Raw genomic sequence first — 21,086 nt, forward strand, 5'->3', positions numbered from 1 at the left:
AAACCTCGAATATTTATTATTCGAGGTTTCTTTTTTATAGATTAATCACAGCTTGTTCTGCTAATTCCCGTGCCAGCTTATCAATATGTAACACATCAGCTATTTCTGTTACTTGAATCGGTGCAATATTTTCCACTACCGTTCTATTCACATTCACAATATCAATAAAACGAATACGTTCATTTAAGAAAGCTTCTACCGCCACTTCATTTGCCGCATTCATTGCGGTTGTCGCATATTGCCCTTCTGCAAATGCATCAATCGCTAATTTCAAATTTGGATAGCGGGCAAAGTCCGGTTCGATAAAAGTTAATTCTTTCAATTTAAAGAAATCTAACGGTGCCACACCTGCATTAATCCGCTTCGGATATGCCATAGTATGCGCAATCGGTGTACACATATCCGGATTCCCCATTTGAGCGATAACCGAGCCGTCAATATAACGTACCATCGAGTGAATAATAGATTGCGGATGAATAATAATTTCCATCTCCTCTGCCGAAGCATTGAATAGCCAACGAGCCTCAATATATTCCAAACCTTTATTCATCATAGTGGCACTGTCGACTGAGATTTTCTTACCCATTGACCAATTCGGATGTGCCACCGCTTGTGCCGGAGTAATACTTGCAAACTCATCGAGTGGTTTTACACGAAACGGACCGCCTGAACCGGTTAAAATAATTTTACTCACGCCTAACTCTGCAAGCGGGCAAAAACCGACTTTTTGTTGCGCTTCCGGTGGTAGAGATTGGAAAATCGCATTGTGTTCACTATCAACCGGTAATAACTGCGCGCCAGATTTTCTCGCTTCATCAATAAAAATTTGTCCGCAAGTAACTAACGATTCTTTATTGGCCAATAAAACTTTTTTACCGGCCTTAACCGCTGAAAGGGTTGGTAACAAACCTGCCGCCCCAACAATTGCCGCCATCACCATATCCACTTCGGGGTGAGCGCTTAGTTCACAAATCGCTTTTTGGCCGCTTAGCACTTCGGTTTTTACATTGAATTGTTTGAGCTGTTCCGCTAACGCTTTTGCTGCATTCTCATCATCTAGAGCGGCAAATTTCGGTTGAAACAATAAACATTGCGCTGCCATTAATTCAACATTTTTACCACCAACTAAACCGAATACCTCGTATTCCGTTTTGTTCTGTTCCACCACAGATAAAGTGCTTTTACCGATTGAGCCGGTTGAACCTAAAATCACTAATTTCTTCATAGACATTCCTAATCACTAAAAACAAGCGGTCTATTTTGCAATTTTTTTTGCAAATTTGACCGCTTGTCACTTAATTTGATAAACGTTTCGCTTCAATAACATCTTCAAGTTGTGCGATACGCGCTAATAATTTACCTAGCATTTCAACATTGCTCAGTTCAATTCCCATATCCATAATGGCTAGACTACGTTTCGCATCAATACGGCTTGAGACACTCAACACGTTAACTTTCTCATTTGCCATTACCGCACTCACGTCACGTAATAAACCGTTGCGGTCATTTGCGGTGACTCGGATCGCTAAACTAAAGCCGCTCGCATAATTCGTGCCCCATTGTGCGCCGACTACCCGTTCCGGATTTGCACTACGCAATTCAAACAATTGTTCACAATCCGCACGGTGAATCGAAATGCCTCGCCCTTGAGTGATATAACCGACAATCTTATCGCCCGGAATCGGCTGACAACAACGGGCAATGGTGTGCATTAAATTACCGACACCATCAATAATAATCTGTCCGTTTTTGCCTTTGTGCTGATTCGCATTATTGGCATGTTTATTCACTTGTTTCAGTACTGCTTCGTCTTCTTGCTCTGCAGTCGGTTTGATTAACTTACTTTGTAAATAATGGCTTAACTGATTCAGACGAATATCACCACCGCCGATCCCTGCATACAAATCATCAAATTGTTTCAGATTATAGCGAGGCAACGCATATTGCTCGATTTGCTTATAAGTAAAGCCGAAACGCGCCATTTCCGCTTCCAATGCTTCTTTGCCGATCGGAATATTTTTCTCTCGATCCAATTTCTTAAACCAAGCGATAATTTTTGCACGCGCTTTGGAAGTATTTACGAAGCCTGAATTCGGGTTTAACCAATCTCGGCTTGGATTCGGATTTTTCTGAGTAATAATCTCTACCTGATCCCCCATTTGCAATAAATAGGTGAACGGCACGATTCGTCCGGCAACTTTAGCGCCGATACAACGATGTCCTACTTCACTATGAATCGCATACGCAAAATCAAGCGGTGTGGCATTTTTAGGTAAATCAATTACTTCACCGCGCGGGGTAAACACGTAAACACGATCGTCAAACACTTGAGATCGCATTTCTGCAACCACATCGCCCGAATCCGCAATATCATTTTGCCACGCCAATAATTTACGTAACCAAACGATTTTCTCTTCATAACCGGAACGGCCAGCAGTTGCACCTTCTTTATATTTCCAATGCGCCGCAACGCCTAGTTCCGCATCGTCATGCATTTTACGTGTACGAATCTGCACCTCGATAGTTTTATCGCCCTCACCCAACACGACGGTATGAATCGATTGGTAACCATTCGGTTTCGGGTGTGCGATATAATCATCAAAGTGTTCAGGTAAATGTCTATATTGCGTATGAATAATCCCCAAAGCGGTATAGCAATCTTGCAGATTCGGTACAATGACACGCACCGCTCTTACGTCAAACAACTGCTCGAAACGCAGATTTTTCTTCTGCATTTTCTTCCAAATACTGTAAATGTGCTTCGGACGACCGTAAACTTCAATATCACTGATTTGTTCTGCTAAAGAAGCGGTCAAATTCGCTACAAAATTTGCAATATAGCTTTCACGTTCTAGACGGCGCTCGCCCAATTGTAAGGCGATCACTCGGTAACATTGCGGATGCAAAGCTCGGAAACAATAATCTTCCAGTTCCCATTTAAGTTGTCCGATACCTAAGCGATTGGCGAGCGGCGCATAAACGTGCGAACATTCTTTGGCGGCTAAAACCAAATCTTCTTCCGTATGCAAATGTTTATCGCGCAAATAGGTAATACGTTCGGCGAGTTTGATAACTACGCAACGGAAATCATCCACCATGGCAAGTAACATACGGCGGATATTATCGATTTGTAAATCGGAAGCACTGTTCGCACTTAATTGACGAATATTATCCATTTCGATCACGCCTTTAACCAAAGTTTTTACTTGATTACTGAAGCGTTCTTTTACCTGAACGAGATCGATAATATTGTGTTTAACGAGAGGAAATAATAAGGCTGCGACAAGAGAATCATCATCCATATTCAAGCCATGCAGGATTTCGACCATCTCAACACCGTCCCACATTAAATGATATGTTTCGGTATCTAATTTCTCTTGTGCATAACACCAAGCAATTTGTAACTCTTCGAAGGTTATGGGCGACATTTGTAAAGCAGCACTCCAACTCGCTAACTCAAAAGTACTAGGGTTAAGCTCGTGTGAACGGCGAATCGCTACCATAAATCCTCCTTTTGTAAAATCTTACGAATATTTAACCGCTTGGCGGCTAGAAATTGCTTAGCATTATACTTGGATTTGCGGATTATTGTTAGTGGTTATCGATAGCTTGTTGTTATCTATCCGCTACAAATTGTTCACTTTTTCACTTAATTCACCATATCATAAAAAAGTATTTGGCTAATTTCTCAAAATCAACCCCACCTCTTTTGAGGTATATAAATTGTGATAAATCAAACCAATCTCTACAATTAATTGCAGCGTATTTGCCGATTGGTTAGAATGCAGTATGTTTTAAGCGGCATTTTGCCGTTTTTCTTTTGTGTGGGATTCAATGACAATTTTAGCTTTAGGTATTAACCATAAAACAGCATCGGTGAGTTTGCGAGGAAAAGTGGCGTTTGATGAAGTCAAACGTCAGTTGGCGTTCGAACAAATTCAGCAGCGTGGTTTAGCTGAAAGCGTTGTCATCTTATCAACTTGCAACCGCACCGAACTCTATTTCCATCATTCGGAAATCACGCCACAAGTAGAACACGAAGATAATCTTGCGTGGCAAGAGCAATGTTTTGAATGGTTTGCCGAAATTCATCAACTCGATCACGCCGAATTACGTGAGTGTATCTATTTCAAACAAAACTTTGAAGCTGCTCGTCACTTAATGCAGGTAGCTTGCGGATTAGACTCGCTCATTTTAGGTGAGCCACAGATCCTTGGCCAAGTAAAGCAAGCTTACCAATACTGTGAAAACTTCTATCAGTCACAAGGTTCTCAAGTTTCGACCAAACTTTCTCGCTTATTTCAGCGTACTTTTTCAACGGCTAAACGTGTTCGTTCTGAAACGGAAATCGGTTCAAGTGCAGTTTCTGTCGCTTATGCCGCTTGCGGTTTAGCGCGCCAAATTTTTGATAATTTCGGTAAATTGCGCTTCCTATTAGTCGGTGCGGGTGAAACGATTGAATTAGTGGCACGATATTTAATTCAACACGGTGCAAAAAATATTATGATTGCAAACCGTACTCACGTACGCGCGGAAATGTTAGCGGAACGTTTGGAAACGCAGATGCAGATTCTATCGCTGAGTGCGTTACAAATCGGTTTAAATCAGGCAGACGTGGTAATTAGCTCAACTGGAAGTCCTGATATGTTAATTAGCAAAGAAATGGTTGAGATTGCCCAAAAGCAACGCCAATTTGATCCAATGCTGTTAATTGATATTGCCGTGCCTCGTGATATTGATGAGAAAGCTGGCGAGCTGGATGCAGTCTATTCCTATAGTGTCGACGATTTGCAAAACATTATTCAACGCAATCTAGCCCAACGCCAACAAGCAGCTGAACAAGCAGCTGAAATTGTGGAGCAGGAATGTAAAGCGTTCTTCGAATGGTTAAAACAACAGCAATCTAGCGATTTAATTAAACGCTATCGCCAAGATGCCGAACAAACTCGTCAAGAATTACTCAATAAAGCGATGCAAGCAATTGCCGCAGGACAAGATACGGAAAAAGTCTTAAATGAATTAAGTTATAAACTGACTAACAACTTATTACATGTGCCAACCCAAGCCTTACAAGCAATGGCGAAAAGCGGTAACTCTAAGGGCTTACAGTGTTTTTCTAAAGCCTTGAAATTAGAAGAACAGTAACAACTCAGAAATTCAAGCAAACAAGCGGTTGATTTTCAGTAAAATTTTGCAATCCCTTAAACGAAAAATGGTTAGCATTAGGCTAACCATTTTTTTATTCAAAATTAAGATCTCAATATACTGCAACTATCCTTAATAGGATTTCACGATTTCTGTAAATTTTCTGAGTGAATCAAGCCATTTTTCTTCATCAAAAATATATCCTGTCAGCATAATTTCATCGACTAATTCAGCATATTCATCCATAAAATCAGCATATTGCTTAGTCACCGTATCTTTGCTACCAATAAAAATACCGCCACTTTGTAAATCAATAGAATGGCGTTCGCCGGCAGAATAGTATAGAGAATCCATATTCTCAACCGGTTGTTTAACAAAGACATTTTCACCACGTTGCTCATTCAAAAAAAGCTGTTTTAGCGTACTGTTTGTGTAATGCGCTTCAGCATCCGTTTCTGCGACATTAACATTCAAACAAAGTACCATATAAGGCTTAGCACAATGTTCGGAAGGTTTAAAATTTTGACGATAAATCTCTGCTGCTTGTTTTTGTTGCATTGGTAAAAAATGGGATGCGAAAGCATACGGCAATCCTTTTTCTGCGGCAAAATACGCACTTGTAGGACTAGAACCTAAAACAAAAATCGGTACATTCGTCTCTACGCCCGGGTAAGCATTAATACCGTTTGGTTGCTCTTTGCCGAAATAAGTTTGTAAATCCGCAACATCTTGTTCATGATTTGTTTGAGATGCAGCCTGACGACGTAAAGCAGCAGCGGTAAAAGGATCTGTCCCCTTAGCTCGTCCTATCCCAATTTCAACTCGGTTTGGAAATAGTGTTGCCAATGTTCCATATTGTTCCGCCACAATAAGTGGGCTATGATTAGGCAACATTACGCCACCAGCGCCCACTTTAATTCGCTGAGTATGATGTAATAATGTTGAAACTAAAATCTGGGTAGCTGAGCTAGCATAAGCTCGAATATTATGATGTTCGGCAATCCAAAAGCGTTCAAATCCCAGTTCTTCGGCAAGTTTTGCCTCCCGAATCACCGAATCAATTGCTTGTTTGCGTGTAAATCCTTCACGCACAGGTACAAGGCTTAAAGCTGATAATTTCATTTTGCTCTCCGAATCTAAATATTGGCATTATACAAATACCTTCATAAAAGGGAAATTGTGTATTTTCCATTTCAATCAACAAGATTTACAGAAAATCGACCGCTTGTTTTCGATCCTTTTTCCGTTCTCAATGCTTTTAGTATATAATATGGCGATTTTGCGACTCGCAAAGACAGAATTTTTAGAAGGACAGAATAATAATGACTCCAGTTGTTGCCCTTGTCGGCAGACCGAATGTGGGTAAATCCACTTTATTTAACCGCTTAACCCGCACACGTGATGCGCTAGTAGCGGACTTTCCAGGGCTAACTCGTGACCGTAAATACGGCCATGCAAATATCGCCGGTTATGATTTTATCGTAGTTGATACCGGTGGTATTGACGGTACGGAAGAAGGTGTTGAAGAAAAAATGGCGGAACAATCGCTACTCGCGATTGAAGAAGCGGATGTTGTACTTTTCTTAGTCGATGCGCGTGCCGGCTTACTGCCTGCCGATATTGGTATTGCTCAATATTTACGTCAGCGTGAAAAAACGACCGTGGTAGTAGCAAATAAAACGGACGGTATCGATGCAGATTCGCATTGTGCGGAATTCTACCAATTAGGTTTAGGTGAAGTTGAACAAATCGCAGCGGCACAAGGTCGTGGCGTAACACAACTTATCGAGCAAGTCTTAGCACCACTCGGCGAACAATTAAATGCGGATCAAGCGGTCGAAAACGAGGAAGATTCTGTAAATGAAGAAGCGGACGAATGGGATACTGACTTCGACTTCGATAATGAAGATGATACCGCATTACTTGACGAAGCATTAGCAGACGAAAGTGAATCGATTGAAGATAAAAATATCAAGATTGCTATCGTCGGTCGCCCGAATGTGGGGAAATCGACTTTAACCAACCGCATTCTCGGTGAAGAACGCGTGGTGGTTTACGATATGCCGGGTACGACACGTGACTCGATCTATATTCCGATGGAACGTGATGGTCAGCAATATACGATTATTGACACGGCAGGTGTACGTAAACGTGGTAAGGTCAATTTAGCGGTAGAAAAATTCTCTGTGATTAAAACCCTACAAGCGATTCAAGATGCAAACGTAGTATTACTTACCATTGATGCGCGTGAAGGGATTTCTGATCAAGATTTATCATTACTTGGCTTTATTCTGAATGCCGGTCGTTCACTTGTGATCGTAGTTAATAAATGGGACGGCTTATCACAAGATATTAAAGATCAAGTGAAATCCGAATTAGATCGCCGTTTAGACTTTATCGATTTCGCTCGTGTGCATTTTATTTCTGCATTACACGGCTCAGGCGTAGGTAACTTATTTGGCTCTGTAAAAGAAGCCTATGCTTGTGCGACACAGAAAACATCAACTTCAATGCTGACACGTATTTTACGTATGGCAGCGGATGAGCATCAGCCACCGTTAGTAAACGGCCGCCGTGTGAAATTAAAATACGCTCACCCGGGTGGTTATAATCCGCCGATTATCGTGATTCACGGTAACCAAGTCGAAAAATTAGCGGATTCTTATAAACGTTATTTAAGTAATTACTTCCGTAAGAGCTTGAAAATTATCGGTTCGCCGATCCGTATTCAGTTCCAAGAAGGTAATAACCCGTTTGCCGGTAAGAAAAATAAACTTACGCCAAACCAATTACGTAAACGTAAACGCTTGATGAAGTTTATTAAAAAAAGTAAGAAATAATTAGACAAATCTCTCCCTTATTAGTACCCGTCTTTGGCGGGTATTATGATTGAACAAGGTTTAAGGCACTCGTCACAAACGTGTGCTATCATTTAATTGAGAAATTAACTATGATGATGCAATACTCTCCGAAATTTAATAATGCTAAAGTGCTTGTACTTGGCGATGTAATGTTAGACCGTTACTGGTTTGGTGCGACAAACCGTATTTCACCGGAAGCACCGGTGCCGGTGGTAAAAGTACAAGATATCGAAGAACGTGCCGGTGGCGCGGCAAATGTGGCAATGAACATTGCCAGCCTTGGTGTACCGGTCGCCCTTCATGGTTTAATCGGGCAAGATGATGCCGGCCGTGCTTTAGATAAATTACTCAATTCACATAATATCCAAAACCACTGTGTTGCATTGGATTCACACCCAACCATCACCAAATTGCGTATTCTGTCACGTCATCAACAACTATTACGTTTAGATTTCGAAGAAGGCTTTCATCATGTTGCAAGCGATTCTCTACTTGCAAAACTTGAGCAAGAAATTACCGCTTATGGCGCATTAATCTTATCGGATTACGGCAAAGGTACGCTTGAATCAGTACAACAAATGATTCAAGTAGCACGTAAAGCCGGCGTACCGACACTCATTGACCCGAAAGGTACCGATTTTGAACGTTATCGAGGTGCAACGCTCTTAACACCGAATATGTCTGAATTTGAAGCGGTAGTCGGTCACTGTAAAGATGACGATGAAATTGTAGAGAAAGGCTTAAAACTTATTGCTGATTTTGAATTAACCGCATTATTAGTGACACGTTCGGAAAAAGGTATGACGTTACTACGTCCGAATCAAGCTCCGTTCCACTTACCGACCCAAGCAAAAGAAGTTTATGACGTAACCGGTGCCGGTGACACGGTAATCAGTGTACTTGCCACTGCGATTGCCGACGGTCGTCCTTACGAAGAAGCATGTTATTTAGCAAATGCAGCGGCAGGTGTGGTTGTAGGTAAATTAGGTACTTCAACCGTGACACCAACCGAGTTAGAAAATGCGATTCATCATCGTGAAGAAACCGGCTTCGGGATTTTAGCGGAAGACGAATTAAAACGTGCGGTAGAACAGGCAAAACAACGAGGTGAGAAAATTGTGATGACCAACGGTTGTTTTGATATCTTGCATCCGGGACACGTTTCTTACTTAGAAAATGCACGTAAATTAGGCGATCGTTTAATTGTGGCGGTAAATACCGATGAGTCGGTGAAACGCTTAAAAGGTGAATCTCGCCCGATTAACGATTTAAACGCTCGTATGGCGGTACTTGCCGGTTTAGCTTCTGTTGATTGGGTCGTACCTTTTGCGGAAGATACACCTCAGCGTCTGATTGGTGAAATCTTACCTGACTTATTAGTTAAAGGTGGCGATTATAAGCCTGAAGAAATTGCCGGCAGCCAAGAAGTTTGGGCAAACGGCGGTGAGGTTAAAGTGCTAAACTTTGAAAACGGTTGTTCAACCACAAACGTGATCAAGAAAATTCAAGCATCAAAATAAAATTTCTACTCTATAATGGAAAAAATTATTATTGATGCCGAGCAGTTTCAGCGTACGATTTCGCGTATTTCTCACCAAATTATCGAAAAACATTCTTCATTAGATAATTTGGTTTTAGTCGGAATCAAACGTCGTGGCGTTGAAATTGCCGAAATGTTACAAAAAAGGATATCGGAACTCTCACAAACAGAATTGCCCTTAATGGCTTTAGATATCACCTTTTATCGTGATGACTTAAATTTTATTCATCAAGACCCGATTTATACCGGTGCGGAAGATCAAGTTGATATTGAAGGCAAAAATGTAATTCTAATTGATGATGTACTCTTTACTGGACGAACAATTAGGGCAGCATTAGATGCTTTATTAGATTTCGGGCGGGCGACTCGTATTGAACTGGTTATTCTGGTCGATAGAGGTCATCGTGAGCTACCAATTCGAGCCGACTATGTCGGGAAAAATATCCCAACTGCTCGTAATGAACAGGTTCAAGTAAGGACTCAACATTATGACGGTGCAAATCAAGTCGCTTTAATTCGAGCAAATAATGAATAAAACGATGTTCCGTATGAACCTTTTTTCTGAATTTTGCTCTAACTGGCTTTAGGGCTTATCTTTAATCTTTAAGGGAATTAACAAATGAAATTAATCTCTGCAAAATCATTATTACTGACATTGGTTGCAGCAGTCGGTATTTCACAATCGGCAATGGCATGGGAAGAACGTGTCGTAGCAACAGTGGACGGTGTACCGGTGATGGAAAGCGATGTACAACGCTTACTTGGCAAAAATGCTACGGCAGCCCAACATAAATCGGCTGTAGAGCAAGCTATTGATGACGTATTAATTCAAAAAGCTGTCAAAGAAGCTGGTGTAAAAGTCAATTATGCTCGTGTAGATCAAGCAATTGAACAAATTGCAGCTCGTAACGGCATTACTTACGGTCAATTACTGGATGCATTAGATTATCAAGGCATTACATTAAATCAATACCGTCAACAAATTGCTCAACAAATGGCAATGGAACAAGTACGTAATATTAGCATCGGAAAATCAATTCAAGTGCAACCACAAGACGTTCAAGCGCGTGCGCAAGAATTATTAGCACAAGATAAAGCAAGCGGTAAATTAAAAACCGTTACCGGCAATCAATACCGTATTAGCCACATTTTGTTAAAAACGACCCCCGTTCTGAACGATGCGCAAGCGAAAGCAAAATTAACGCAGATTACCGCAGACATTAATGCTGGTAAAACAACTTTCGAACAAGCGGCGAAATTAAACTCTGTTGATTATGTTTCTGCAGCGGATGGCGGCGATTTAGGATATAATTTCTTAGATATTTACGATCCTGCATTTGCTAAAGCGGCAAGCATGGCAAAACAAGATCAAATTACTGCGCCGTTCAAATCTCAGTTTGGTTGGCATATTCTTAAAGTAACCGGTAGCCAACAAGGCGACCGCACTGAAGATGCATATCACCAGCGCGCTTATGAACAATTAGTTGATAAGCAAGCGCAAGAAGCCTCTAAAGACTGGGTGAAAGCGTTAAGAAAAACAGCTAACGTTCAATACGTTAAATAATTTTTGAGAACCTCGCGACTGCGAGGTTCTTTCCTTATTTCTAAAGAGTAAAAATGAGTTCTCCAAATTCTAAAAAACACTTAGGCCATACCGCTCGTAAGCGCTTCGGTCAAAACTTCCTACACGATATGAATGTTATCCATAATATCGTGTCTGCCATCAATCCTAAAAACGGTCAATTTTTACTTGAGATCGGCCCGGGTTTAGGTGCGTTAACCGAACCTGTTGCTGAGCAAGTGGATAAATTAACGGTTGTTGAGCTAGACAGAGATCTTGCCGAGCGTTTACGTCACCATCCGTTCTTAAATCACAAATTAACGATTATCGAACAAGATGCGTTACGTTTTAATTTCCGTGAATATTTTGAAAGCCTTGAATTAAAAGAAGGTGAAGGTGTTCGAGTATTCGGTAACTTACCGTATAACATTTCAACACCGTTAATGTTCCACTTATTCAAATTCCATGATTTGATTCAAGATATGCACTTTATGTTGCAAAAAGAAGTGGTAAAACGTTTATGTGCAGCACCAAATAGTAAAGCGTATGGCCGTTTAACCATTATGGCGCAATATTATTGTCAAGTAATGCCTGTATTAGAAGTGCCGCCGACTGCATTTAAACCGGCACCAAAAGTAGATTCTGCTGTGGTGCGTTTAATGCCGCATAAAGTATTACCGCATCCGGTGAAAGATGTGTATTGGTTAAACCGTGTCACTACACAAGCATTCAACCAACGCCGTAAAACGTTGCGTAATGCTCTCTCAACCTTATTTAGCCCTGAGCAATTAGAAGCATTGAATATTGACTTAAATGCACGAGCGGAAAATTTAAGTATTGCGGACTATGCTCGCTTAGCTAACTGGCTATATGACAATCCTCCGGCAGTGGATAATCAAGAAGAAATCATTGACGAAGATATTTAGCCTTAAGTAAGCGGTTAAATTTGTAAAAAATTTTGTAAATCAAACCGCTTGTTACAAGATAAATAATTTTGTAGATATAAAAAAACCTAAGATTTCTCTTAGGTTTTTTATCTTTTACTTGAAATTATTTTGTACCGAAAATCTTATCACCGGCATCACCAAGTCCCGGAACAATATAACCATGCTCATTTAGGTGGCTGTCAATTGAAGCGGTAAATAATTCTACATCTGGGTGTGCAGCTTCTAACGCTTTAATCCCTTCCGGAGCAGCAACAAGCACAAGCACTTTAATTTGTTTACAACCTGCTTTTTTCAATAAATCAATGGTTGCAATCATTGAACCACCAGTCGCTAACATTGGATCCACAATAATCGCTAAACGCTCTTCTACATCATTCGCTAACTTAGTGAAATACGGTACCGGCTCTAACGTTTCTTCATTACGGTAAATACCAACAACGCTAATACGCGCACTTGGAATATGTTCTAAAACGCCATCCATCATACCTAGGCCTGCACGTAAAATCGGTACTACTGTTACTTTTTTACCTTTTATACGTTCAACTTCGACCTTACCACACCAACCGTCAATTTCTACTAATTCTGTTTCAAGATCAGTTGTCGCTTCGTATGTTAATAAACTACCCACTTCTGTCGCTAATGCACGGAAATCTTTAGTATTAATATCCGCTGCTCGCATTAAGCCTAATTTATGTTTTACTAATGGATGTTTAACTTCTACAATTTTCATTTGTGGCTCCTAAGCATTTAAATGCTAACTTTATGCTATAAGCAGAGTTTTATCCTCTGCTTCTCCTAAATCTATTTATACGCTTTGTGCTTTTGCTAATTCTTCATCTCGCAATACACGACGTAAAATCTTACCGACATTGCTCTTCGGTAATTCATCACGGAACTCAATTTCACGAGGAATCTTATAGCCGGTGAGGTACTGGCGGCAATAATTACGCAGTTCTTCACGTGTTAAGCTCTCATCTTTTTTAGTAACAAAGATTTTAATCGCTTCACCTGACGATTTACTCGGTACACCAATTGCAACTACTTCGTTTACTTTCGGGTTATGCGCAACAACATCTTCGATCTCATTCGGATATACATTGAAACCGGAAACAATAATCATATCTTTTTTACGATCAACAATGCGTAAATTCAGATCTTCGCCCATCACCACAATATCACCAGTTGCCATCCAGCCATCTTTTAAAACATTTGCCGTATCTTCCGGACGCTGCCAATAGCCTTTCATTACCTGAGGACCTTTTACCCAAAGTTCTCCTCGTTCACCCATTGTTACATCATGTCCTTCATCATCGACAATACGAATATCGGTATTTGGCACTGGAATCCCAATCGAGCCGGTATGCTCGGTCGAATCAGAGCGAGTTGCCGCAATCAATGGTGAACATTCAGTCATGCCATAGCCTTCAATGATATGGCTACCCGTTAATTCGTGCCAACGTTTTGCAACTGCAGATTGAATTGCTGCGCCGCCACCTACACTCAGTTTTAAATTTGAGAAATCAACTTCTTTGAAGTTTTCATTGTTTAATAAGGCATTAAATAGTGTATTAACACCCGTTAATGCTACAAAACGGTATTTTTTCAGCTCTTTAACGAACCCCGGAATATCTCTAGGATTTGTAATAAGTAATCCCGTTACTCCCAGCTCAATAAAGAGCAAACAATTCACAGAAAGTGCAAAAACATGATAGAGAGGCAAAGGAATCACTGCAATACGCTCACGAGCATTCTTAAGCAATGGCTCTGCAACCCATTTTGCCTGCAGGACGTTTGCAATCACACTACCATGCGTCAACATTGCGCCTTTTGCAACACCTGTTGTGCCACCGGTATATTGAAGAAACGCAAGATCATCTTTATAAACCATCGGTTTTACATATTGACGCTGTTTACCGATACTTAATGCTTCGCGGAAACTTACTGCGTGCGGTAACTTATATTTAGGTACTAACTTTTTCACGTATTTTACGACAAAGTTTACCAATGTACGTTTACCAAAAGAAAGCTGATCTCCCATACGAGTTAAAATTACGTGCTTAACACTCGTATCAAAAACCACTTTTTCTAATGTTGCTGCAAAATTTGATACAATAACGATTGCTTTCGCACCACTATCATTAAGTTGATGTTCAAGTTCTCTCGGGGTATATAGCGGATTAACATTCACCACAACTAAACCCGCACGTAAAGCACCGAATAATGCGATTGGATATTGCAATAAATTAGGCATCATTAATGCAATTCGTTCGCCTTTTTCTAAACGTAATTCATTTTGCAGATAAGCTGCAAAAGCGCGGCTACGCTCTTCTAACTTACGAAATGTTAATACTTTACCCATATTAATATAGGCCGGCATATCAGGATGCTTACGCACAGCAGATTCAAGCATTTCAAGTAATGATTCATATTGATTAACATCAATAGTTTGAGCTGAACCTTCTGGGTAATTTTTTAACCAAATTTTCTCCATATTGTCTCCATTAAATCCGTCCTAGAAATACGGGGGTAAACTCGCTTTCCCGTATTTGACTCATCATTTTTTTTATTCCGATAAAAGTCCCACCGGTGCAAATACACATAGCAAGAACAACCAATAATTCATTTGCAAAAAGTTGAGAAAATCCGACCGCTGATAAAATTAATACCAATAACGGCATGACATAGATCCAAAAAACACTACGCAGCAAAGTTTGCTCTGCGAGACCGATTCGAATTTGTTCGCCGACTGCAAGCTGTTCACTTACCTTTAATTCAAATTTCGGTGCAAATTTTTCCCCAGCTAAAGCAGATAAAGATTTTGTTCCGCAACTTTCTTTTGCCGCACACCCACCACACGCACTTTTAGCGCTACATTGTACGGTTGCTAAGCCATTCCGATAACTAATCACCGTTGCAATTTCAACCATCATTATTTTGTTCTCCTGTATCATGTACCCGCTAACTGCCTTAATTCGCAGAATAAAAACATAATATTTCGTTTAATTCTCATCGGCTAGAGGACGGAGGTCTGAATAGGTAATAAAAAAGCGGTAAGATTGTAGCAAATTTTTGCAAAAAATTCGCTAAATCTTACCGCTTAATTAGGCTAATAATTTAACCTGTTTAATAATGAAACGAAAATGACAGGCTTTCAAGCTTAGTTAGTCTTTTGCATTTCACCATTTTCAGCTGGTTCCATTGAAGATGTTTGAGCTCTTGCTTTTTGTTCTTCTGATAATGTTACTGCGCCAGCATTTGGACGACGTTGTAATTCGTTAGTTTGTAATAACGTATTAATTTTATCTTGTTGCTGTTCTAATTGAGTCGCCGTAGGCACATCTTTTTCAGGTGCGTTATAACTTACAGGCTGAACCGAATCACTAAATGGTTGGGTTTGTAAAACAGGCTGATCTGCTTGTGCAATATCATTATCCGTTCCCATCATATTCACACCCAACACTGCAACTAAACACACAGATGCAGCAATACCGGCTTGCATAAGTGGCGTCCCCCAACGTTTAAGTTTGAGTAACATACCTTTTGGCTGGGCCTGCTCATTCGCTGCTACCAATGATGGAGATTCAATCTCTTCATTTTCAAGCAATGCTTCCATTTTTGCAGAGAAATCATCACCTAGAATGATTTCGTCACCATGCATAACACTGCTAATTGCATGGTAGCTAGCCCATTTTTGCTTTAATTCAGGATCGTTACATAATTCATTGATGAATGCATCATCAACATTATGCCCATCCATAAAAGCTGAAAGGGTTTCTCTTTGTTGCATAATAAACTCCGATTGAATCTTAAATCTGCTGCATAAGAGGATTAATTTTTGCATCAATTGCTTCTCTTGCCCTGAAGATACGTGAACGAACCGTACCTACCGGACATTGCATTACTTCTGCAATTTCCTCATAGCTTAACCCTTCTAACTCACGCAAGGTAATTGCGGTTTTAAGCTCTTCAGGCAAGCTCTCAATTGTGTCGAAAACAACACGTTTTAATTCTTCGGACAACACCATACTTTCCGGCGTATCCCCCTCACGAAGCTGTACACCTGCATCAAAACTTTCAGCATCTTCTGCCAAAATATCTTCTTTAGGCGGACGTCTTCCTAAGGCTGTTAAGTGATTCTTAGCTGTATTTACTGCAATACGATAAAGCCATGTATAAAAAGCGCTTTCTCCACGGAAAGACTCTAATGAACGATAAGCTTTAATAAATGATTCTTGCACAATATCTGGAATATCATCGCGTGCGACATAACGGGTTAATAGACCCGCTACTCTATTTTGATAACGCACGACGAGTAAATTAAATGCTTTTTTGTCACCTTGCTGTGCACGCTCAACCAAAATTTGATCGGCTACCTGCTCACTCATCTATCTGCGTTCTCCTAACTTAGTTACGCGTATATTCTTTCATCACTTTCACATCGTATATCACTTAGTATATAAAACCATGTAAAAGTTCCTAAAAGAATAGGCTAATTAAAAAATTTACAAATCATTTTAATCCGAATACATAAGAAGCCAGTATTGACGCAAATATATGCTGCTTACTAGACTGCTCAGGTATAAGAAAATTCAATTTTTCGCTAACAAAAAGATCGTGTGATTAATAAATAAACAAAAAGATCATTATCCTATAAATGAAGCGGTCAGATTTTACTGGATTTTCGTAAAAATACCACTCTATCTGACCGCTTCTTTCTATTTTTTAATATTTTCTGATGTTTTTTCTATTTCTTTGCTTTTAAATCCGCAACTTTATGCGCACGATAAATAGCATTAATCGCATGAATTAAAGCACGAGCTGATGATTCAACAATATCGGTTGCTAAACCTACACCGTGGAAACGACGACCTTCATGTTCAACCACAATATCCACTTGCCCAAGCGCTTCTGCTCCCTCGCCTTTTGCGGTAAGGTTATAATGCGACATTTTAATATCCATTCCTACAATTTTAAGAATCGCATTATACACAGCATCTACTGGACCGTTACCACCGTTTGACACTTCACTCACACGCTTACCATCAAGTTCAACCTGAACGAAAGCCGATGCAGGTAAGCCACTAATCATTTGTGATGTAATCACATCTAAATGCAATCTATCTTCATCGCCTGCCTGCATATCAATAAAGGCTAGCGCTTCCAAATCATAGTCAAACACCTGACCTTTCTTATCTGCTAATTTTAAGAATGCGTCATAAAGTTTATCCAAATCATAGTCACTTTCTTGATATCCCATTTCCGTCATATGATTTTTTACAGCCGCACGCCCCGAACGAGCAGTAAGATTTAATTTTTCTTTCTTCAAGCCGATTGTTTCAGGCGACATAATTTCATAAGTATTTTTGTTTTTCACCATACCGTCTTGGTGAATACCTGATGAATGTGCAAATGCATTTGAACCGACAATCGCTTTATTCGGCTGAATCGGCATATTACATAATTGGCTGACCATTTGGCTAACACGATGAATTTCTTGCGTATTAATGCGAGTATCTTTGCCATTGAACATATCTTGGCGAGTTTTGATTGCCATTACTACTTCTTCTAATGCCGTATTACCTGCACGTTCACCGATACCGTTAATCGTACATTCAATTTGTCTCGCACCGTTTAACACGGCAGTGAGAGAATTTGCCGTCGCCATACCCAAATCATTGTGGCAATGCACTGAAACAACCGCTTTATCAATATTCGGTACTCGGTTCATCACATTGGCAATAATATCGCCATACTGATATGGTAAGCAGTAACCCACTGTATCAGGAATATTTACCGTGGTCGCACCCGCATTAATTGCCGCTTCTACGATACGACAAATATTGTCAATTCCAGTACGCCCCGCATCTTCACATGAAAACTCCACATCGTCGGTATAACTTCTTGCACGTTTTACCGCTTTTACCGCCATTTCAACTACGTCATCAAACGAACGTTTTAATTTAGATTCAACGTGAATTGCCGAGCTGGCAATAAATGTGTGAATACGGAACGCTTCCGCAACTTTTAATGCTTCCGCCGCAACATCAATATCTTTATCCACAGCACGAGAAAGCGCACAAACTCGGCTATTTTTAATATTCTGTGCAATGGTTTTTACTGATTCGAAATCGCCCGCAGAGGAAACAGGAAACCCCACTTCCATTACATCGACACCTAAACGCTCAAGCGCTAACGCAATTTGTAGTTTTTCTTTTACGGTTAAACTTGCTTTTAGTGCTTGTTCGCCATCACGTAATGTCGTATCAAAAATAATAATGTTGTTATTGCTCATGGGCTTCTCCATTAGTGTTAAAACACCGATTTAATTAAAATGAGTAAAATACCTACGATAAACACTCGTTTTTCTTTTTTATTATTTCTTTTAAAAAATTAAGAAAAAATAAAAAAAAACCCGCATCGATGTGCGGGTAAAGTGTGGATAGTGAACTATTTTCGTCCAACCAACCTTTATCCTCGCACAGAATGCGATAACAGAAGAAGTCGGAGAGAAAGTAGTTTTTCCATTGTGTTGTGTGTGTGTTTATGTTTGCATAGTTATTCGAAATACAAGAGCTATATTAGCCTCAAATAGAGTGAAGTCAATAGAATTTTTCACTCCTCGCAAACGTTTTCTTGGTAATTTCAAATATAAAAACAGTGATAAATTCTTCATTTAATAAATTAATTAGCAATTAATCCCAAATTAAGATTATTCCTCCAAATAAAAGCAATGCCTTTTGAGAAATAACAAAGCCTTACACTTTTTATTCGTTTTGTGATTTTTTAAACGATTTTTGGTTAAAATAACGTAAAATCACTATTTTCTTTGAAGATAAAGCTTAAATTTGCTAGCCTTTGCAGAATAATTGTCTAAAAAATATTTGAGGAAATAACAATGAATCAACCATTTAAAGCCATCGTTTCAGATTTAGACGGAACCTTATTAAATGCAGAACATAAAATTGGCAATTTTACGATTGAAACATTAAGTAAACTTGCTGCTCAAGGTGTTGATATCTTTCTGGCGACCGGACGAAATTTGCCAGACGTGAAACACATTATCAATAAAGTCGATTTAAAAGAAGCGATGCTAATTACTTCAAATGGTGCAAGAGCTAATTTCCTTTCCGGTGATACCGTCCTAAACCATTACATTCCCAAAGAACTTGCCTTTCAATTAATGCAAATACCTTTTGATCCAACTCGTGTGTGCCTTAATACCTATCAAGGCGATGAGTGGTTTATCAACATTGATATCGAACAACTGAAAAAATATCACAAAGATTCCGGTTTTACCTATCAAGTTACCGATTTCAGCCAACATCACGGAAAACAAACGGAAAAAGTGTTCTTTATCGGGAAAACACCAGAAGATCTTATTCCGATCGAGACTTATATTCGACAACATTTCGGGGATCAGCTTTATATTACTTACTCCGGTATTTTATGCTTAGAGATTATGCATAAATCCGTTTGTAAAGCGAATGCACTTGAGGAATTAGTCAGATTACGAGGCTATACCTTACAAGATTGTTTAGCATTCGGTGACGGTATGAACGATATAGAAATGCTTGCTCGTGTCGGCAAAGGTTGCATTATGGAGAATGCCGACCCAAGGCTAAAACAAGCCCTTCCACATAACGAGGTGATCGGTAATCACAAACATGAAGCAGTCGCTAGCTATATCCGTGCAACCTTTGGTATTATTTAAGTTTCAAGTAAGCGGTCAAATTTCGGAATTATTTTGCAAAAAACAGGTCAAAAACGACCGCTTATTTATTGATCTTTACCCACTAAAATTGGAAAACAAATGAAACTAAAACCTATCATTACCGCATTAGTGCTTGCGGGTATTACAACCGCAGGTTACTTCTATTTTTCGAGTAGCGATGAGGCGCAACAAATTCACTATATAACCGAACCGGTTACTCGCAACACGATAGATAAAAGTGTGCTGGCAACTGGCTCGGTGCGTGCAAGCAAACGTACTGAAGTTGGTGCGCAAGTTTCAGGGAAAATTATTAATCTCTACGTTACACTTGGTCAAACGGTCAAAAAAGGTGATCTGATTGCCGATATTGACTCTAGTAACCAAAGTAACAGTTTAAGCACCGCAGAAGCCAATCTTGCTTCTTATCAAGCCAAGTTATCTTCTGCACAAGTGGCTTTAGAAGTAGCACAATCAAATTACACACGTTTGAGTAAATTATATAAACAAGCTAGTGCATCTCAATCCGATCTTGAAACGGCTAAAAATACTTTAGCCGCTGCTAAAGCAAGTGTGGATGAAGCAAAATCACAAATCAAATCGGCACAAATTTCGGTAGCTGATGCGAGAACCAATTTAAATTACACCCAAATTGTCTCACCAATGGATGGAACAATTGTATCCGTTCCAATTTCAGTTGGGCAAACCGTGAATTCGGCACAAACCTCACCAACCATTGTGCACGTTGCCGACCTATCAAAAATGTTAATCAAATTGGAGATTTCCGAAGGTGATATTGCGCAAGTTATGAAAGGTCAAAATATGACATTCACTACGCTCGCCGAACCGAATCATAAATATCACAGCAAAATTGATAGTGTCGATCCGGCGTTAACCACGCTCAGTGATGACAGCGCCTCAAATAAATATACTGAAAAAGCCGGTAATACCGAGGCAATTTATTACTATGCGAATTCTTTAGTAGATAATGCCGAACAACGTTTACGGATTGGTATGACTGTGCAAGGGCAAGTGGAAATTGCTAAACGTGAAAACGTACTTGTGGTGCCGACATCGGCGTTAAAGAAAAAAGGTAACGAAACTTTTATACAAGTTTTAGAAAACAATCAACCAATTGAAAAGAAAGTCGAATTGGGGTTAGCCGATAGCCAATATACGGAAATTACATCCGGTGTAACCGAAGGCGAACAGGTTATTACAACTCAACGTTCCGACAGCGAACAAATCAGTATGCAGCCACGTGGTCGAGGCCCCTTCTAATCTAGAAAAAACAAGCGGTCGAAATTTGCATATTTTTTACAAA

At 39.8% G+C, this 21,086-nt stretch carries 17 protein-coding genes; 8 read left to right on the forward strand and 9 right to left on the reverse strand.

What is annotated here, in order from left to right; translation table 11 throughout:
- Positions 1 to 34 precede the first annotated feature (34 nt).
- The gene (gene ispC, locus ASU1_RS05240; RefSeq protein WP_014991750.1) at positions 35 to 1,225 is read right to left on the reverse strand and encodes a 1-deoxy-D-xylulose-5-phosphate reductoisomerase; all 1,191 of its coding nucleotides are present in this window, start codon (positions 1,223 to 1,225) and stop codon (positions 35 to 37) included.
- 70 nt (positions 1,226 to 1,295) lie between these two features.
- Positions 1,296 to 3,503 (reverse strand): GTP diphosphokinase, encoded by a 2,208-nt coding sequence (gene relA, locus ASU1_RS05245; RefSeq protein WP_014991751.1) that lies wholly within the window; start codon positions 3,501 to 3,503, stop codon positions 1,296 to 1,298.
- Positions 3,504 to 3,834: 331 nt separating this feature from the next.
- On the opposite strand from relA, the gene hemA reads away from it, so the two are divergent.
- On the forward strand, positions 3,835 to 5,145 hold the full coding sequence (hemA, locus tag ASU1_RS05250; protein WP_014991752.1) for a glutamyl-tRNA reductase: 1,311 nt from the start codon (positions 3,835 to 3,837) through the stop codon (positions 5,143 to 5,145).
- A 132-nt stretch (positions 5,146 to 5,277) separates the two neighbouring features.
- Here hemA and ASU1_RS05255 read toward each other — a convergent pair whose 3' ends face one another.
- On the reverse strand, positions 5,278 to 6,267 hold the full coding sequence (locus ASU1_RS05255) for an LLM class flavin-dependent oxidoreductase (RefSeq protein ID WP_014991753.1): 990 nt from the start codon (positions 6,265 to 6,267) through the stop codon (positions 5,278 to 5,280).
- Positions 6,268 to 6,467: 200 nt separating this feature from the next.
- On the opposite strand from ASU1_RS05255, the gene der reads away from it, so the two are divergent.
- The 5 genes from der to rsmA all read left to right on the forward strand — a co-directional run bounded on the left by der (position 6,468) and on the right by rsmA (position 12,033).
- A complete protein-coding gene (gene der, locus ASU1_RS05260; protein ID WP_039195181.1) occupies positions 6,468 to 7,985 on the forward strand; it encodes a ribosome biogenesis GTPase Der in 1,518 nt (505 codons plus the stop codon).
- A gap of 110 nt (positions 7,986 to 8,095) precedes the next feature.
- On the forward strand, positions 8,096 to 9,526 hold the full coding sequence (gene hldE, locus ASU1_RS05265; RefSeq protein ID WP_039195183.1) for a bifunctional D-glycero-beta-D-manno-heptose-7-phosphate kinase/D-glycero-beta-D-manno-heptose 1-phosphate adenylyltransferase HldE: 1,431 nt from the start codon (positions 8,096 to 8,098) through the stop codon (positions 9,524 to 9,526).
- Between the two features lie 15 nt (positions 9,527 to 9,541).
- A complete protein-coding gene (gene pyrR, locus ASU1_RS05270) occupies positions 9,542 to 10,081 on the forward strand; it encodes a bifunctional pyr operon transcriptional regulator/uracil phosphoribosyltransferase PyrR (protein ID WP_014991756.1) in 540 nt (179 codons plus the stop codon).
- Positions 10,082 to 10,165: 84 nt separating this feature from the next.
- The gene (locus tag ASU1_RS05275; protein WP_014991757.1) at positions 10,166 to 11,110 is read left to right on the forward strand and encodes a peptidylprolyl isomerase; all 945 of its coding nucleotides are present in this window, start codon (positions 10,166 to 10,168) and stop codon (positions 11,108 to 11,110) included.
- Between the two features lie 53 nt (positions 11,111 to 11,163).
- Positions 11,164 to 12,033 (forward strand): 16S rRNA (adenine(1518)-N(6)/adenine(1519)-N(6))-dimethyltransferase RsmA, encoded by an 870-nt coding sequence (gene rsmA / locus ASU1_RS05280; protein ID WP_014991758.1) that lies wholly within the window; start codon positions 11,164 to 11,166, stop codon positions 12,031 to 12,033.
- Between the two features lie 124 nt (positions 12,034 to 12,157).
- On the opposite strand, the gene upp is transcribed toward rsmA, so the two are convergent.
- The 6 genes from upp to leuA form a co-directional block, all read right to left on the reverse strand.
- Positions 12,158 to 12,784, reverse strand: coding sequence for a uracil phosphoribosyltransferase (gene upp / locus ASU1_RS05285; protein WP_014991759.1), 627 nt, complete (start codon positions 12,782 to 12,784; stop codon positions 12,158 to 12,160).
- Positions 12,785 to 12,859: 75 nt separating this feature from the next.
- Positions 12,860 to 14,545 (reverse strand): long-chain-fatty-acid--CoA ligase FadD, encoded by a 1,686-nt coding sequence (gene fadD / locus ASU1_RS05290; protein WP_014991760.1) that lies wholly within the window; start codon positions 14,543 to 14,545, stop codon positions 12,860 to 12,862.
- A 10-nt stretch (positions 14,546 to 14,555) separates the two neighbouring features.
- Positions 14,556 to 14,984, reverse strand: a complete 429-nt coding sequence (locus ASU1_RS05295; RefSeq protein ID WP_014991761.1) for a SoxR reducing system RseC family protein — start codon at positions 14,982 to 14,984, stop codon at positions 14,556 to 14,558.
- Between the two features lie 227 nt (positions 14,985 to 15,211).
- On the reverse strand, positions 15,212 to 15,841 hold the full coding sequence (locus tag ASU1_RS05300; protein ID WP_039195186.1) for a sigma-E factor negative regulatory protein: 630 nt from the start codon (positions 15,839 to 15,841) through the stop codon (positions 15,212 to 15,214).
- A gap of 19 nt (positions 15,842 to 15,860) precedes the next feature.
- Complete coding sequence (gene rpoE / locus ASU1_RS05305; RefSeq protein WP_014991763.1) at positions 15,861 to 16,439, reverse strand: RNA polymerase sigma factor RpoE; 579 nt, start codon at positions 16,437 to 16,439, stop codon at positions 15,861 to 15,863.
- A 359-nt stretch (positions 16,440 to 16,798) separates the two neighbouring features.
- Positions 16,799 to 18,346, reverse strand: a complete 1,548-nt coding sequence (leuA, locus tag ASU1_RS05310) for a 2-isopropylmalate synthase (RefSeq protein ID WP_014991764.1) — start codon at positions 18,344 to 18,346, stop codon at positions 16,799 to 16,801.
- A gap of 603 nt (positions 18,347 to 18,949) precedes the next feature.
- Between leuA and ASU1_RS05315 the strand changes: the two genes are divergently transcribed.
- Positions 18,950 to 19,765 (forward strand): Cof-type HAD-IIB family hydrolase, encoded by an 816-nt coding sequence (locus ASU1_RS05315; RefSeq protein WP_014991765.1) that lies wholly within the window; start codon positions 18,950 to 18,952, stop codon positions 19,763 to 19,765.
- A gap of 99 nt (positions 19,766 to 19,864) precedes the next feature.
- A complete protein-coding gene (locus ASU1_RS05320) occupies positions 19,865 to 21,043 on the forward strand; it encodes an efflux RND transporter periplasmic adaptor subunit (RefSeq protein WP_014991766.1) in 1,179 nt (392 codons plus the stop codon).
- Positions 21,044 to 21,086: the final 43 nt, after the last annotated feature.

This window comes from Actinobacillus suis ATCC 33415, from assembly GCF_000739435.1.
GTDB lineage: Bacteria > Pseudomonadota > Gammaproteobacteria > Enterobacterales > Pasteurellaceae > Actinobacillus > Actinobacillus suis.